At 59.0% G+C, this 15,319-nt stretch carries 14 protein-coding genes; 12 read left to right on the top strand and 2 right to left on the bottom strand.

What is annotated here, in order from left to right:
* The first annotated feature begins 1 nt into the window (after position 1).
* The 12 genes from E5Q11_RS15405 (at position 2) to E5Q11_RS15350 (ending at position 12,605) form a co-directional block, all read left to right on the top strand.
* Positions 2–841: an ExeA family protein gene (locus E5Q11_RS15405; RefSeq protein WP_135804348.1), complete on the top strand. Its 840-nt coding sequence runs from the start codon at positions 2–4 to the stop codon at positions 839–841.
* Positions 838–1,917, top strand: a complete 1,080-nt coding sequence (locus tag E5Q11_RS15400) for a tetratricopeptide repeat protein (RefSeq protein WP_135804347.1) — start codon at positions 838–840, stop codon at positions 1,915–1,917. Before E5Q11_RS15405 ends, E5Q11_RS15400 begins: the two co-directional genes overlap by 4 nt.
* Positions 1,918–1,920: 3 nt before the next feature.
* Complete coding sequence (locus E5Q11_RS15395; protein ID WP_135804346.1) at positions 1,921–3,702, top strand: GspE/PulE family protein; 1,782 nt, start codon at positions 1,921–1,923, stop codon at positions 3,700–3,702.
* Positions 3,702–4,931 carry a type II secretion system F family protein gene (locus E5Q11_RS15390; RefSeq protein WP_135804345.1) on the top strand — a complete coding sequence of 410 codons (1,230 nt, stop codon included), beginning with the start codon at positions 3,702–3,704 and terminating at the stop codon, positions 4,929–4,931. The genes E5Q11_RS15395 and E5Q11_RS15390 overlap by 1 nt, the downstream gene beginning before the upstream one ends.
* A gap of 3 nt (positions 4,932–4,934) precedes the next feature.
* A complete protein-coding gene (locus E5Q11_RS15385; RefSeq protein WP_225315051.1) occupies positions 4,935–5,516 on the top strand; it encodes a hypothetical protein in 582 nt (193 codons plus the stop codon).
* 35 nt (positions 5,517–5,551) lie between these two features.
* On the top strand, positions 5,552–6,079 hold the full coding sequence (locus E5Q11_RS15380; RefSeq protein ID WP_135804344.1) for a prepilin-type N-terminal cleavage/methylation domain-containing protein: 528 nt from the start codon (positions 5,552–5,554) through the stop codon (positions 6,077–6,079).
* A gap of 35 nt (positions 6,080–6,114) precedes the next feature.
* Positions 6,115–6,612 (top strand): type II secretion system protein, encoded by a 498-nt coding sequence (locus tag E5Q11_RS18130; protein WP_135804343.1) that lies wholly within the window; start codon positions 6,115–6,117, stop codon positions 6,610–6,612.
* A gap of 85 nt (positions 6,613–6,697) precedes the next feature.
* On the top strand, positions 6,698–7,150 hold the full coding sequence (locus tag E5Q11_RS15370; protein WP_135804342.1) for a type II secretion system protein: 453 nt from the start codon (positions 6,698–6,700) through the stop codon (positions 7,148–7,150).
* Entirely contained in the window at positions 7,150–7,650 is a 501-nt protein-coding gene (locus E5Q11_RS15365) for a type II secretion system protein (protein ID WP_318527277.1), read from the top strand. The genes E5Q11_RS15370 and E5Q11_RS15365 overlap by 1 nt, the downstream gene beginning before the upstream one ends.
* Positions 7,650–8,438, top strand: coding sequence for a PulJ/GspJ family protein (locus E5Q11_RS15360; protein ID WP_135804341.1), 789 nt, complete (start codon positions 7,650–7,652; stop codon positions 8,436–8,438). Before E5Q11_RS15365 ends, E5Q11_RS15360 begins: the two co-directional genes overlap by 1 nt.
* Positions 8,428–8,829: a hypothetical protein gene (locus tag E5Q11_RS15355; protein ID WP_135804340.1), complete on the top strand. Its 402-nt coding sequence runs from the start codon at positions 8,428–8,430 to the stop codon at positions 8,827–8,829. The genes E5Q11_RS15360 and E5Q11_RS15355 overlap by 11 nt, the downstream gene beginning before the upstream one ends.
* A complete protein-coding gene (locus E5Q11_RS15350) occupies positions 8,826–12,605 on the top strand; it encodes a DUF6701 domain-containing protein (RefSeq protein ID WP_135804339.1) in 3,780 nt (1,259 codons plus the stop codon). Before E5Q11_RS15355 ends, E5Q11_RS15350 begins: the two co-directional genes overlap by 4 nt.
* A gap of 15 nt (positions 12,606–12,620) precedes the next feature.
* Here E5Q11_RS15350 and ntrC read toward each other — a convergent pair whose 3' ends face one another.
* Positions 12,621–14,048: a nitrogen regulation protein NR(I) gene (gene ntrC, locus E5Q11_RS15345; RefSeq protein WP_135804338.1), complete on the bottom strand. Its 1,428-nt coding sequence runs from the start codon at positions 14,046–14,048 to the stop codon at positions 12,621–12,623.
* Positions 14,048–15,127: a nitrogen regulation protein NR(II) gene (gene glnL / locus E5Q11_RS15340; protein WP_135804337.1), complete on the bottom strand. Its 1,080-nt coding sequence runs from the start codon at positions 15,125–15,127 to the stop codon at positions 14,048–14,050. The genes ntrC and glnL overlap by 1 nt, the downstream gene beginning before the upstream one ends.
* Positions 15,128–15,319 lie beyond the last annotated feature (192 nt).

The following is a 15,319-nucleotide window of genomic DNA, read 5'->3' as shown; positions in this document are numbered from 1 at the left end:
CATGTACGAATCCCATTTCGGACTGCAGGAAGCACCGTTTGCATTGACGCCCAATACCCGCTATTTCCTGCGGGCGCGCAGCCATAATGATGCGCTGGAATTACTGCTGGTTGCCCTGCGGGAGCGGGAAGGCTTTATCAAGATCACCGGCGAGGTTGGCACCGGTAAAACCCTGCTTTGCCGCCTGTTGCTGAACGAGCTGGAGCAGGAAGCGTTCACCGCCTATATTCCCAACCCGCATTTGAGCCCGGAAACCCTCTACGCCGCAGTTGCTGAAGAGCTCGGCGTTGATGTAAACGCCTGCGCCAATACCCATCAGATCCTCAAGGCCCTGAACGAGCGGCTGATTGCCCTGGCGATGGAGCAGCGCCCGGTTGTGCTGGTGATTGATGAAGCTCAGGCCATGCCCGAGGAAACCATCGAAGCGTTGCGACTGCTGACCAATCTTGAAACCGAGAGTATCCGCCTGTTGCAGGTGGTGCTGTTTGGTCAGCCGGAACTGGATCAGCTATTAAAGCGGGACAGCCTTCGTCAGCTGCGCCAGCGCATCACCTTTCAGTATCGCCTGGCACCGCTGGACAAAGTGCTTGTGGCCCAGTATCTGCGTCATCGCCTTGCCCAGGCGGGCTACAACGGCGGAGATCTGTTTTCGCCGCCGGCACTGCGCCTGATCACCCGTTCGTCCGGTGGTATTCCCCGGTTGGTGAATATCCTGGCCCACAAGTCGCTGCTGGCGGCCTGGGGCAAGGGCGACCGGCAGATCAGCCGTGGCCACGTAATCGCTGCTATTCGGGACACCGACAGCGCTGAACTGCCTAACCTGCTGGTGAGGTGGCTATGAGCCTGCTTAATAATGCCCTCCGTGAAGCCGAACAGCGTCAGCGCCGACCGGGTGTCAGCAGTGCCTATACAGGGGCTGTTCAGGAAAGCCGTTCTGGCAAAGGCTGGCTTCTTGTTCTGTTGGCAGTGCTGTTGATCGGGTTGCTGGCGGCGGGTATTTACTACGCCTTCATGATGAGCCCGACAACTCCGGATCTGACTGGCGACAGTGTCCTGGCCAGCGTGGAAAACGGTCAGGTCGACCGGCCCCAGCCCGAGCCGGAAGTTTTGCCGCCGCCCTCGATTGAACCCGAACCGGAACCTGTTCAGGCCCAGAGAACTCCCGAACCAAAAGCCCCGGCGCCGGAATTCGCCAGAACAGAGCCCTCTGAGCCCGTGGCCGCGACAAAGCCTGAAATCAGGCCTGAGCCTAAACCGGAACCCAGGCCTGAGTCAGCATCCAGCCCAGAGCCACCGCCAGAGCCAGAGCCCGAACCAGCTGCGCCAGTTGTGAAAACCGCGCCCCAGAGCCCCGATGCGATTGACCGGACGACTGCAAAAGAACTTGAAACCCTGATCGCCAGCGGCCGTATGGTTGAGGCAGAGGGCCGTCTGAAAAATCTTGCCCAGACTCAGCCTGCGCCTCGCAGCCGTTTCACCGTGGCGCGGGCGTTACTGGTGGGTGGCGAAGTGCAGCGGGCCCTGGACTGGCTGCCGGAAGCCGCAGCGGCGAAGGATCCAACACTGAGAATGTTGCGCGCCAGGGCACAGCACGCCGATGGCAGGCTGGATGCCGCCGTAGCAACCCTGGCATCAAGCGTGCCGCCAGTAGCAGACCAGCCGGAGTACCGGGTTACTCTGGCGACCCTGCTGCAACAGCAGGGGCAGAGCCGGGAAGCAGCTGCCCACTGGGCTGAGCTGATTGCCTGGAACGATAGCCGTGCGCCCTGGTGGGTCGGCCTGGCCGTAGCGCTGGAAGAGCAGGGTGAAACCCGAAGCGCGGTGCGGGCTTATGAACAGGCAGTGGCGTTGCCGGGCCTGCCGCCGTCGCTTGCGGATTACGTGCAGCGCCGGTTGCAGTCACTGAGGGCAGGATGATTCATGGCTGAAGCAAAGAAAAAGATCCGGATTGGCGACCTGCTGGTGCAGAACGAGGTCATCACAGAGCAACAGTTGATGACGGCACTGAAAGAACAGAAGAATACCGGCCGCAAACTGGGCCGCACGCTGATCGATCTGGGCTATGTGGAGGAGGATAATCTCCTCAATATTCTCTCGCGCCAGCTTGAAGTGCCCTTCGTGCAGCTCCGCAATTACCAGTTCAATAACGAGCTGGTAAAAAAGCTTCCAGAGGCCCTGGCCCGGAGGTTCCGAAGCATTGTGCTTGCGGAACAGAAAGGCGAACTGCTGGTAGGCATGGCGGACCCGCTGGATATCTTTGCTTACGACGAGCTGGTGCGGGTGTTGAAGCAGCCCATCAAGCAGGCCGTTGTGCGGGAAAGCGAACTGCTCAGCACCCTGGACCTGGTTTACCGACGGACCGATGAAATTGCGTCGCTGGCAGAAGAGCTCGAAGACGAGCTGGGCGACGATGCCTTTGACCTGGCAGATCTGTCTGCCGAATCCGAAAGCGCGGAAGCGCCGGTGGTCAAACTGCTGCAGACCCTGTTTGAAGATGCCGTTCAGGCGCGGAGCTCGGACATCCACATCGAGCCGGACGAGACCGTTGTGCGGATTCGTCAGCGGGTCGACGGTGTGCTGCAGGAACAGGTAATGAAAGAAAAGCGGGTGAACTCCGCGCTGGTGCTGCGCCTGAAGCTGATGGCGGGGCTGAACATTTCTGAAAAACGTATTCCCCAGGACGGTCGCTTCAACGTGCGCGTTAAAGGCCGCAGCATCGACGTGCGGGTATCCACCATGCCGGTGCAGTACGGCGAATCGGTGGTGATGCGTCTGCTGGACCAGAGCCAGGGCATGCTGAACCTGGATGGCACCGGCATGCCGCCTTTGCTGCTGGAGCACTTCCGCCGAATGATCAAGAAGCCCCACGGCATGATTCTGGTCACTGGGCCTACCGGTAGTGGTAAAACAACCACACTTTACGGCGCGCTGACCGAGCTCAACCGCCCGGAAGTGAAAATCATTACCGCAGAAGACCCGGTGGAATACCGCCTGCCAAGGATTACCCAGGTACAGGTGAATCCCAGAATCGGCCTGGAGTTCGCTACGGTACTGCGAGCCGCCCTGCGTCAGGACCCGGACGTGATCCTGGTAGGCGAGATGCGGGACCACGAAACCGCCGAAATTGGCCTGCGGGCGGCGATGACTGGCCATATGGTGCTCTCTACATTGCACACCAACGATTCAATCAGCAGCGCCATGCGGCTGATTGATATGGGCGTTGAACCTTTTCTGGTAGCAAGTTCGCTGCTGGGTGTTGTGGCCCAACGGCTGGTCCGCAGGGTCTGCGAGAACTGCGTCGAAGCCTATGAACCATCAGATCAGGAAAAAGCCTGGCTTCGCGGATTCGATCTCGACCCGCTGGATCTGGAGGCGGGTTTCGTGCACGGGCGAGGTTGTTATCAGTGCGGCAACAGTGGTTATCGTGGGCGCCTGGGCGTGTATGAAATGCTTGAAATGAACGAAAGCATGCTTGATGCCTTGCGGCGCCAGGACATCTCCCTGTTCACCCGGGAAGCACGGAAAAGCCCGCTGTATCGACCGCTGGGACTGTGTGCCATGGACTTTGCGTTGCAGGGCGTTACTACCCTTGAGGAAGTGTCGCGGGTAGCGGCGACCTCGGAGGGCGATGTCTCGCTTGAAGACATCCCGGAACTGACCGAAGAAACCCATGAGCAGTTCATTCCCGGAGGTAACGCCTGATGCAGTTTTCCTATCGGGGCAAAGACAGCCGGGGTGCGGTCCAGCAGGGGGCACTGGCGGCTCCGAACGCGGATGCAGCGGCATCCGACCTGATGCGGCGGGGCATAACCCCGCTTTCCATTCAGGAAGTCCAGCAGAACAACACCCTGGGAGATCGGCTGTCGAAGTCGCCTCTGTTCAGAAAGAAGATCGCCCTGGATGAGCTGATTGTTTTCTGCCGGCAGATGTACGCGCTGACCAAGGCCGGCATTCCCCTGATCCGCACCATGCGTGGCCTGGCAGATACCACCCGGTCGCCGGAACTGGGGGAAGTGCTGGATGACGTCACCTCGCGCCTCGAGGGTGGCTCTACCATGGCGACGGCCATGCAGGCACACCCGAAAGTGTTTTCGGACCTGTTCATCGCGATGATTCACGTGGGTGAAAACACCGGCCAGCTGGACGACGCCTTCAAGCGGCTTTCGGAAATCCTGGAACTGGAGAGGGACACCAAGCGGCGGCTGAAGCAGGCCCTGCGGTATCCCACCTTCGTCATCATCGCGCTGTTTGCCGCCCTGATGGTGGTGAATTTCCTGGTGATTCCCAAGTTTTCTGCGGTTTTCAGTAAGCTGGGCGCGGACCTGCCGTTTCTGACCCAGGTACTTGTAGGAACGTCCAATTTTCTGCTGACCTACTGGTATTTTCTGCTGGGCGTGGTCATTGCCGGCACCCTAGCGCTCAAGCAGTGGAAGAACACGGAGCAGGGGCGACTGATCTGGGACAGGTACAAGCTGAAAATCCCCATTATCGGCCCGCTGGTGGAACTGATCACCCTGAGCCGGTTCGCGCGGAATTTTGCCAGCATGTTGTCGGCAGGGATGCCGGTCACCAATGCCTTGACCGTGGTTGCCGATGCCACCGATAACGCCTGGATATCGAAACACATAAAGGACATGCGCCTGGGTATCGAGCGGGGCGAAAGCCTGCTGCGTACCGCCAGGAACAGCAATATGTTTACCCCCCTGATTCTGCAGATGATCGCGGTGGGGGAAGAAACCGGTTCGGTCGACGACATGCTGAACAATGTCGCGGATTTTTACGATGAAGATGTGGATTACGGCCTGAAACGGCTGGCGGAATCCATCGAACCCATACTGATTGTCGCCATGGGCATACTGGTGCTGATTCTGGCACTGGGCGTGTTCCTGCCGATCTGGGATCTGGGTGCGGCAGCCATGGGGCGGGGATAGTCCGTGACCGGGCGGCCACTGTCGGATGCCAGCAGCATCAGCAATGCCCGCTGGCTCCGGAACAGTGTGGCGGTGCTCCTGCTGCTTATCTTCCTGTGGTTCCTGCTGGACGCACTTGAGCGGGAGTTGCAGAGGGCTGAACAGCAGGCGGTTAACACGGTGCTGAGCCAGCTGCGGTCAGCGCTGGTGATCAAAGGGGCGGAAGTCATGCTGGACCGGCGGTCCAGCCTGGAAAGTCAGGAAGGGATCAACCCGTTTGAGCTGATGGACCATCAATGGGGCCGTTATTCCGGGCCATGTACCGGGGCCAAACCTGAGCCAGGCAACTGGTGCTTCAGGGAAAGGTCACAAAAAGAAACAGTAAAGCCGGGCAGGGGGTGGTTAATTTATAACCCAAGGCAGCCGATAAGCGCACAGAACCATACGGTAGATGCGGCTGAGCCCCTGGCCTGGAGAGTGACAACTGAATTTGCAGACCGCAACGGAAACGGAGAGCGGGAGCAGGACGAACGGTCGACTGGCCTCAAACTTGTGCCAGTGCCGTTAACAGAAGAATCAGCGGATGCGCAAAGCCCATCACGCTGACGCAACACAATCAGAAACCAGGAAAGAGGCTCAGTATGAAAGAACGTAACCGCACACAGAAGCAGCAGGGCTTCACGCTGATTGAGCTGGTGGTGGTGATTGCCATCCTGGCCATTCTGGCGGCTTTTGCCTTGCCAAGATTTGCACAGCTTTCCGAGCAGGCGCATCAGTCCACTATCCGGGCCACGGCTGGCGCGCTGGCGGCCGGTGTGGCGCTGACTAAAACCCAGTGGGTGTCCAACGGGTTTACTGCCGCGACTACGGATGTTGAGGGGTTCGGTAATGACGATGTGGATGTCAGCGACGACGGCTGGCCCACTGCGACCAACGACATCACCAGTGCCGATATGACGGTTGCCCGCTGCCAGCAGGTATGGGCCGGCGTTCTGCAATCGAACGCTCCCACAATTGTAGGCGCGAATGCCGATTACACGGTTACTGTACAGCCAGATGCTGACGGCGACCCCGGCGCTGACTGCGTGTTCACCTACGAGCTGGATGGGCAGGGCAGCACCATTGAATACGATGCCGACACCGGCGAAATCACATCAACGATCATTTGATAGCACACACTTAAACGGTAAAACGGAGAAACATCATGAACGCGATGACGGCAATTTCAGCAAGAAAAGAAAAAGGTTTCACCCTGATTGAACTGGTTATGGTGATTGTAATTCTCGGCATTCTGGCGGCGTTTGCGTTGCCGCGGTTTGCGGACTTGAGTGGCGAGGCTGAAGTCGCCTCGGTTGAAGGTGCGCGGGGCAGTGTGAAGTCGGCTCTTGGGATTGTTCGATCCAAAGCGCTCGCGACTGATACCACTACGGGCGCGGGAACAGTGTCTCTTGAAGGTGTGGATGTCACCGTAAGTGATGGGTATCTCGCGGGTAGCTCGCTAAACGAGGCTGCGCAACTGGATGATTTTGAGATTATTGGGGCTGCTTCACCATACATCGTCACTATTTCGGATGAAGAAGGTAAGCCCTGTTTTGTGTTCACAGACGCAGATACATCTACCGACCCTACTACTCCGGCTAATGTTTCCGCCATTCAGACCATGGATGCTTCCTCCAACTGTGGGACGACAGCAGCAGGGTAAATTCGGTCTTAATATGCAGGTCGGATGACGGCTTCGCCTGATCCGACCTACGTTTTACGGTTCGGGTGGGAATCTGGGAGGGGGCATGAAAACAGTGAGCGCCCCGCGGTCGTCGGGGTTTACCCTGGTTGAGCTGGTCATGGTCATCATTCTGATTGGTGTCCTGTCTGTGCTTGGTATCGGCCTGTTCGCAGGCCGTTCTGCGTTTTCCCCCATTCTTGCCACCCAACAACTGGCTTCCGCCACGTTGCTTGCCCAGCAGGCGGCGCTGGCGGGTAATGCTGGCGGGTCACTGACCATCTCCCAGGATTCTGAAAACTTCACCTTCACGGTGGGGGCGGGCGCCCTGCGGGTGTTTTCCATGCCGAGAGAGGGCACGTCTCTGGCGGTGGCGGGTGGTCTTCCCTTCACAATTGATTTCGATGCCTCGGGCGCACCCGTGTCCGGCACCAACACCAGCCTGACGTTTTCAGGTGAAAGCAGCTTCCAGACCTGCATCAGTTCCCTGGGTGCGGTCTATCGTGGGAGCTGTCAGTAATGATGGGTTTTCAGCGCGGGGCAACACTGGTTGAACTGGTGATGACGATTGTGATCATCAGCGTTGCGATTGCCGGTGTCACCGGTGCTTTTGCACTGATCTCCGGCCGCAGCGCGGACCCGCTCAACCAGACCCGTGCGGTCGAGCTGGCTCAGCTTTACATGGATGAAATCATTGCCAAGAAATACGACGAAGCGACGCCCCCGGGGGGCCAGCCACCTTATTCCGGCGCTACCTGCAACATTGGGCCAGACGCCGGTGAAAGCCGCGCTACCTTTGATGACGTCGACGACTATAACGGCGTAAGCGATAGCCCCCCGGCCAATGTCGACGGCGCGCTTGACGGCTACAACGGGTTTACGGTGGACGTGGCCGTCGCCTGTGCCGGTGACGACCCGGATATTGGGTTGCCCTCCACGGAAGCAAAGCGGATCGACCTGACAATCACCGTCCCCGGCGGTCAGTCGTTTGTATTCTCCGCCTACAAGGCGAATTTCTGATGCGGCGCCTGAGCGGGTTTACCCTGATCGAGCTGATTATCGTGATTGTGCTGCTGGGCGTCGTGGCCACGGTGTCGGTCAGGTTTGTGGCCCTGTCTACCCAGGGTGCCATCGACGTGAGTTCCCGACAGCAACGGGCGCTTGCGGGGGTGGTCATCAGCGAACAGATCAGCCGGCAGCTGCGGGAAGCCCTGCCAACGTCGGTGCGGCCTAATGGGGATGGCAGCTGTATTGAGTTTATTCCCATTGTGGCCGCCTCCAACTATCTCACGCTGCCATCCGGCTCGGCGCCCACCTCGTTTGAGGCGGTGCCGCTGCCGGATGGCCAGTCTGCCAGTGGCCGCGTTGTGGTGTATGGCTACGGCAGCAGCGTTTACAACCTGACCAGCCCGGGGCCAATGTCGCCGCCGGCAAGCATGCCTGCGTCCGCCACCGCACCGGTCACCGTTACTTTCGATAGTGGCACTACCCACCGATTCTCGGCAAAGTCGCCGGAAAAGCGTTTCTACGTTGTCAGCGACCCGGTGACTCTGTGCCAGGCCGGGCGTTTTCTCTACCGCTATCGAAACTACGGTGTTAAGCCAACCATTGGCGCTGATCTGCCCGGCCCCGGCCCGGATCGCGAGGTGCTGGCAGCAAGCCTGTTGCCCGACTCGCTGGAATTTGACGTGATACCGCCCAATTTCCGGCGTGGTGCCGTGGTGTCTTTCAGAATGGTCCTTGGAGATACCGATTTGGAAGAAACCACCGCAATCAGCCAGGAGGTACAGATCCGCAATGTTCCCTGACCACCCACTGATTCCACAAAAAGGCGCAGGCCTGCCGGTGGCGCTGTTCATTATCACGGTGCTGGCACTGATCGTGTTCGGCATGGCCCAGCTGCAGGATTCCAGCAGCCAGTCCATCAGCCTGCAGATACAGTCCCAGCGGGCATTCTATGCGGCGGAAAGCGGGGCACAGGTGGGGGTGCGAAATGCGCTGGTTTCGGGTACCTGCGCGGCTGCAACAATCGAATTTGAACGGCCCGGCCTGTCATCCTGCAGCGCGTCACTGACCTGTGAATCCGTCACCGCCAATATCGGCGGCGGGGGCAATACCGTCTATTCCATTGAAAGCACCGGCCAGTGCGGCGACGGGGCTGATCAGGCCGCCCGGGTAATCGAGGTACGTGTGCGATGAAAGGCTCCAGACACTTTGCCGTCTTGCTGATACTCGTCATTCTGATGGGTGCGCCAACGCTTGCGGTGGCGGGTCTCTGCTCGGCCATTTTTAGCCAGCCCTCCGGCATCAATGAAAACCTTACAGGTACTGGAAACGTCCTGAATCCGGATGCCCTGCAATTTCAGGGGGGCGCCTGGCCGGCTTCCGGCGTGCCCGTAGACTCAGAGCAACCGGTGACTGTCTCGGATCCATTGCCCGATGATTATCGGCTCAACATCAGCCCGGGTGAAGAAGTGGTGATCTATGTCAGTGGCAACCTCACTATTCCCAGAGGCACCCGGCTCAATGAAGATGGGTCCCCGGGCCAGCTGCTGATCATCGTAGAGGGCAATCTGACAATCGAAGGCGGCGGTAATAACCAGGCCGATCAGATTCTGATTAACGGCTTCCTTTATGCCGGCGGCGATACCAGTGGAAATATTGATGTTGGCAATAATGTGTTTATCGACGGTGCCCTGGCTTCGGGTGGCAATACCGAAGAAGGAAACCGGTCTGTCCAGTTTTCGCCGGCAGACCTGAACCCGGATCTGTTCGATGGTCTGTGCGATGTGGGCGTTTCGATCTCGGTCAATGGCGATTCGTTTGGGCCGGTTGACGTTGATGTGGATCAGCCCAGCACTCTCAGCGCTTCTTCGGCCAGTTGCATGGATGCGGGTTTTTTACAAACGCGGTTCTGGCGGGAAGTCTGGACCATCGATGGTCAGGTGATCGTTGCCAGTGATTTCCAGACCACCTCAAGCTGTGATCGATCTCCGGTTGACCTGCCATGGACGTTCGACACAGCCGGCCTATTTGAGGTCGGCGTGGACGTACAGTACGTCGACTGTAATTTGTTTTTGGGCCAGCCCTTTAACTGCAGCGAACTTCAATCCTTTGGCTCTGACGTGATTGAGGTCAATGTTGAAAGTGCACTGACCTGTTTCTCAGACGACTACGCAGAAGGCACTCTCAACCCCGATGACTGGGTAGCTTCAGTGGCCCGTGGTTCCTTTACTCCCAGCGTGGTGCAGGGCAGGCTGCGAATGACCGAAGCCTCCTCAAACCAGTCCACTGCCCTTACCCTGCAGCGGGAAATACCGGGGGCAGACAATCTGGTGATTCTGCAGTTTGACTATTACGCCTACGGCGGCAGCGGGGCGGATGGCGTTTCGGTGGTGCTGTCAGACGCCTTGATAACACCCCAGCCCGGCAGCTTCGGTGGGTCGCTAGGCTATGCCCAGAGAAACAATGGTGACCCTGGGTTTGCCGGTGGTTGGCTGGGAATTGGTCTTGATGAGTACGGCAATTTCTCAAACCCCAGTGAAGGCCGTCAGGGTGGCCCGGGTCGGATTCAGCAATCGGTTTCCATTCGAGGATCAGGTTCAGGAGCGTCAGGGTATAAATATCTTGAGGGTACAACCGGCCTGACTCCGGGGGTCGACTCAACCGGCGCCAGCAACCCTCATCGCTACAGGATTACGGTTGATTCCAGATCCGCGGGGCAGGCGATGGTTTCTGTTGAGCGGGATACTGGCTCCGGGTCGGGGTTTGAGATGCTTATCGATCCGTTCAATGTCCTGGCTGATGCTGACCAGGCCGCTGTGCCGGAGAATTTCCTGCTTTCGTTGACCGGTTCAACCGGCGGTTCCAACAACATCCACGAACTGGATGACCTGGAACTGTGCGCGTTGCAGTTGAACCCGATTGGCGAACAGGTCGACCATTTCGAGATCGTTCACGATGGCGTTGCGCTGACCTGCCAGCCGGAAACCGTGACCATACGTGCCTGCGCCAACGCCGACTGCAGTGACCTGTTCACCGACCCGGTCGAAGCGACACTGTCACCAACTGACGGCTGGGTAGGTGGCAATGTAGTAAGCATCAGCGGCGGCACTGGCCAGGCCAGTCTGCAGAACACCACGGCGGGCGATGTTGAGCTGGACGTGATTGGCTCCCAGCCATCGGCACGGCCCCAGTCTGTCACCCTTTGTGAAGAGGCTGGTAGCAATCCCTCTGCCGCCAACTGCGTGCTGAGCTTCCTGGATGCCGGGCTTGCTTTCGATATACCGGACATGATTTCCCATCGAGAGGAACAGAGTATTCAGGTCAGGGCGGTTGAGCGTGATGCTGAAACGGATCAATGCGTACCGGCGTTCGAGAATGTGGATCGCACCGTTGGTTTCTGGTCGACCTACATTGACCCTGACAGTTCGGGCCGGCCGGCGAGTCGGCCCGTATCGGTAGACGGAACAGAGGTCAGTGGCAGTGCGTCATCACCCACACTGCTGACGCTGAACTTTGGTGCGGGCGGCGTTGCCGAGATTGATGTGCGCTATCCGGACGCCGGCCATATACAGCTGGGTGCGCTCTATCAGGGTTCTGTCACCAATGAAGATGAGGGCTTGATGATGCCCGGAGCGGACATCTTTACCAGCCGCCCGGCCGGGCTCTGCGTGGCGACAGCAGGAGCATGCGCGGCCGCGGATGCTTCCTGCCCGACTTTTGTGAAAGCCGGTGAATCTTTCGATCTATCGGTGACTGCGGTGGGCTGGCAGAGCGATTCAGATACAGACTTCTGCGCCGGCAACCCGACGACGCCCAATTTCGCCATGCCGGATATAGCACTGGCTTCGCAGCTGGTCGCGCCTTCGGCCGGTGTGTCGGGTACGCTTGATCCGCTGGATTATGATCATCTGCCATCAGCGGATGCCACCACGGTTGTTCCATCCACAATGTCCGAAGTGGGAGTCTTTCGTTTCAATGCCACACCCGTGGCCGGGGGATATTTCGGACAGACTGTGCCACCGGGTACCAGCTTACCGGCCGGGCGCTTCTACCCAGACCGTTTTATTGTGAGCGTTGACCCTGGTGAATTCGAATCAGAATGCGTTGGACCTCCATCATTTACCTATACCGGGCAGGATTTCGGGTGGCTGATGGCGCCAAGCCTGCTGATCGAACCGGTGTCGGTGTCCGGAAACCGCACCCGGAACTACGCCAACCCGGCGTTTACGGACCCGGCGGACAGGGCATTCCAGAAGCTCTCTCTGGCCGACATTTCAAGCACCGTGCCCGCAGCTGACCGCGCGGCTGTCAATGCAAACGGGGATCCGCTGGCTGTGACGATTTCATCCGGCACAGGCACCCTGAGCGCCGTTGGCCCGGGACTGCTGGAATTCGTATACAGTGCTGGCGTCACAGCTAGCTATGACAAAGTGGTTGAGGCGAAGGTGGCGCCAGTGGCCAACCCGACGCTCGATTTTGTGATCGACAGTATTGAAGATTCAGACAATGTGGCTGGGGTGGGCGCGCCCTACACGGTTTCCCCAGTGATGGATTTTGAACTGCGTTACGGCCGTCTGGAGATGGACAACGTTTATGGGCCAGAGAACCTGACGTCCAATGGCGTCAATAACAGCCTGTTCATGCCGTTCCGGGTGGAATACTGGAATGGCAGCCGGTTCATACTCAACCAGGCGGACAACAACTGCACCACCTGGGATACGGCGACTATTACCGATACCGAGAATTTTCATGCTTTGCAGGCGGCCAACGGCAGCTTTTCCGCTGGCGAGGGCGGGCCACTGGCGCTTGACCCCAATGGCACCCCTGGTGAGGATACCCTGACCTGGGCTCTTCCCCTCTGGTTGTGGGACGACCAGGACGGTGACGGCACTCTGGAGCAACCTTCCGCCCTCGCAACCTTTGGCGTATACCGGGGCAACGACCGCGTCATCTACTGGCAAGAGCGCTAGCGCTCTGAAAAGGCGCTAGTCCTCCTCGGTCTCCGGGTGGTCCATGTCCAGCTCGTTGATCTTCCGGGTCAGAGTGTTTCGGCCCCATCCCAGAAGAATTGAGGCATCCCGGCGGCGACCGCCGGTGTGTTTCAGGGCTGTCTCGATCATGATGCGCTCGAATTCCGGCACGGCGGTGTCGAGAATGCCTTTGCGTCCCCGTTTTAATTCCTGATCGGCCCAGTTGCGCAGGCCATCCTGCCAGGTCTGGCCGGTGGCCGGGGCTTCTGCCTGCTGCATCAACTCCGGCGGCAGGTCATCAATGTGCACTTCCCGGCCACTGGCCATTACTGTTAGCCAGCGACAGGTATTTTCCAGCTGGCGGACGTTGCCCGGCCAGGGCAGGGTAGTGAGGTATTCTTCCGCTTCCGGGCGTAGCAGTTTGGTTTCCACCGCCAGTTCTTTGGCCGCCCGTTTGAGGAAATGCTGCATCAGGCGGGGAATGTCTTCCCGGCGTTCGGCCAGTTTTGGCAGGTGAACCCGGATGACATTCAGGCGGTGAAACAGGTCCTCCCTGAAGCTGCCGGCCTGCACCAGTTTTTCCAGGTCCTGGTGCGTGGCGGCAATGATCCGCACGTCTACCTTGATCGCGGTTGTACCGCCTACCCGGTAGAACTCACCATCGGCCAGTACCCTTAAAAGTCGGGTCTGGGTATCGGCGGGCATATCGCCTATTTCATCCAGGAACAGGGTGCCACCGTTGGCCTGCTCAAAGCGGCCCTGGCGAGCTGCGCCGGCGCCAGTGAAGGCGCCTTTTTCGTGGCCGAAAAGCTCCGATTCAATCAGGTCTTTGGGAATGGCCGCCATGTTCAGGGCGATAAACGGGTGGTTGGCTCTGGGGCTGTGATTGTGCAGCGCCTGGGCCACCAGCTCTTTACCGGTGCCGCTTTCGCCGTTGATCAGTACCGTGATGTTGGAGTGGGAAAGTCGGCCAATGGCCCGGAAGACCTCCTGCATGGCCGGCGCTTCGCCTATGATTTCGGCATTGCGCTGGGCGCTGTCGGGCTGAGGCTCGCTGGTTGCCCGGCGTTCATGGCTGTGGGCTACCGCGCGTTTGGCCAGCGCGACGGCGTCATCAACGTCAAAGGGCTTGGGCAGGTACTCAAAGGCCCCGCTCTGGTAACTGGTCACGGCGCTTTCGAGGTCGGAATGCGCAGTCATGATGATCACCGGCAGGTCCGGCAGTTTTTCCACAATCTGGGCAAGCAGGGTGATGCCGTCAACGCCCGGCATGCGGATATCACTGATAATGGCGTCCGGTTGCTCGTGGTCCAGCCGCATCATGATGCTTTCGCCGCTGTCAAAAACCCGGGGCTGCATACCGGCCTGGTTCAGGGCGCGCTCCAGCACCCAGCGAATACTGCGGTCGTCGTCGATGATCCAGACGTTTGCCGGTTGGCTCATTAGCTGTCCTCCAGGGGCAGGAAGATGATGAAGTCGGTTCGGCCGGGCTCGCTTTCGCATTCAACAAGCCCGTGATGTTGGCCGATGATGCTCTGGGTGATTGACAGGCCCAGGCCGGTGCCGCTCGCCCGGCCACTGATCATCGGGTAAAAGACGTTCTGCAGCAGTTCCGGGGGAATGCCGGGGCCGTTGTCGATGACTTCCACGCGGCCGACCAGGCGATGGCGCTTGTGGCCAATGGTGAACTGGCGCAGTGCCCGGGTCCGGAACGTAATAGTGGGCGGTTCTTTGGCGTCGTGTTCGGAGCGGTTTTCGAACGCCGCTTCCATGGCGTTGCGGGCAATATTCAGAAACGCCTGGATAAGCTGCTCCTTGTCGACCTGGAACTCCGGCAGGCTGGGGTCGTAGTCCCGGTGAAAACTCAGCCGGCCCCGGCTCTCGGCCTCCAGCAGGGTTCTCACCCGCTCGAGCACCTCGTGAATATTGGTGGCGGCCAGTTTTGGTGCCTTATTGGGGCCGAGCATCCGGTCTACCAGCGAGCGTAGCCGATCAGCTTCATCAATGATCACCTGGGTGTATTCCCGCTGGTCCTCGTCGTTCAGTTCCCTATCCAGAAGCTGTGCGGCGCCACGGATGCCGCCCAGTGGATTCTTGATCTCATGGGCCATGCCCCGCACCAGGATGCGGGTGGTTTCCTGCTGGGAAATAATGTCTTCTTCACGGCTGATGCGAAGCAGACGATCCCGGGGCTGGATCTCGATGATGACCTCAGAAGGGTCAAGATTAACGGTGGTGACTGAGTAATCAACGGTCAGGCGGGAGCCGCTGGCCAGGACAAATTCTGCTTCGCGGCGGGTATAGCTGTGGCCGGTATCGGCCGCCGCGTAAAGGGTTTTAAGTGCGTCTTCCGAATCAATCAGGATGTCTTTGATCGGCTGTCCTTTGCTTCGGGTGATGCTGGTTTCAAAAAGACTTTCCGCCGCCGGGTTCAGGTATTCCACTCGCAGGCCGTCCCTCAGCACCAATATGGCCGTTGTCAGGCTATCGAGTATGTTCTTGTATTCGGCCGGCACCGCCATGCTTCTTCCTTTTGAGATTGGCATCCCAGATCATTCTTGAATTGCAAAAACCGAACCACATTCAGCAATTGGCAGTTCGGGAGTGCGCGTTTTACGGGCATTTGGGCTGCAGGGCGGATCTTGACGCCGTTCGGTAGTGCAAATGACCGCCCGAATGGGTGGAGGACGGCGGAATCCGCCCTGCGAAAGAAC

This window comes from Marinobacter confluentis, assembly GCF_004785685.1.
Classification (GTDB): domain Bacteria; phylum Pseudomonadota; class Gammaproteobacteria; order Pseudomonadales; family Oleiphilaceae; genus Marinobacter; species Marinobacter confluentis.
The sequence above is the reverse complement of the archived record's forward strand: the minus strand, read 5'-3'. Positions and strand labels throughout refer to the sequence as shown.

Bases quoted from the DNA above. Each gene is read 5' to 3' on its own strand.
- E5Q11_RS15405 (WP_135804348.1), top strand. From the start codon at position 2: ATGTACGAATCCCATTTCGGACTGCAGGAAGCACCGTTTGCATTGACG.
- E5Q11_RS15400 (WP_135804347.1), top strand. From the start codon at position 838: ATGAGCCTGCTTAATAATGCCCTCCGTGAAGCCGAACAGCGTCAGCGC.
- E5Q11_RS15395 (WP_135804346.1), top strand. From the start codon at position 1,921: ATGGCTGAAGCAAAGAAAAAGATCCGGATTGGCGACCTGCTGGTGCAG.
- E5Q11_RS15390 (WP_135804345.1), top strand. From the start codon at position 3,702: ATGCAGTTTTCCTATCGGGGCAAAGACAGCCGGGGTGCGGTCCAGCAG.
- E5Q11_RS15380 (WP_135804344.1), top strand. From the start codon at position 5,552: ATGAAAGAACGTAACCGCACACAGAAGCAGCAGGGCTTCACGCTGATT.
- E5Q11_RS18130 (WP_135804343.1), top strand. From the start codon at position 6,115: ATGAACGCGATGACGGCAATTTCAGCAAGAAAAGAAAAAGGTTTCACC.
- E5Q11_RS15370 (WP_135804342.1), top strand. From the start codon at position 6,698: ATGAAAACAGTGAGCGCCCCGCGGTCGTCGGGGTTTACCCTGGTTGAG.
- E5Q11_RS15365 (WP_318527277.1), top strand. From the start codon at position 7,150: ATGATGGGTTTTCAGCGCGGGGCAACACTGGTTGAACTGGTGATGACG.
- E5Q11_RS15360 (WP_135804341.1), top strand. From the start codon at position 7,650: ATGCGGCGCCTGAGCGGGTTTACCCTGATCGAGCTGATTATCGTGATT.
- E5Q11_RS15355 (WP_135804340.1), top strand. From the start codon at position 8,428: ATGTTCCCTGACCACCCACTGATTCCACAAAAAGGCGCAGGCCTGCCG.
- E5Q11_RS15350 (WP_135804339.1), top strand. From the start codon at position 8,826: ATGAAAGGCTCCAGACACTTTGCCGTCTTGCTGATACTCGTCATTCTG.
- ntrC (WP_135804338.1), bottom strand. From the start codon at position 14,048: ATGAGCCAACCGGCAAACGTCTGGATCATCGACGACGACCGCAGTATT.
- glnL (WP_135804337.1), bottom strand. From the start codon at position 15,127: ATGGCGGTGCCGGCCGAATACAAGAACATACTCGATAGCCTGACAACG.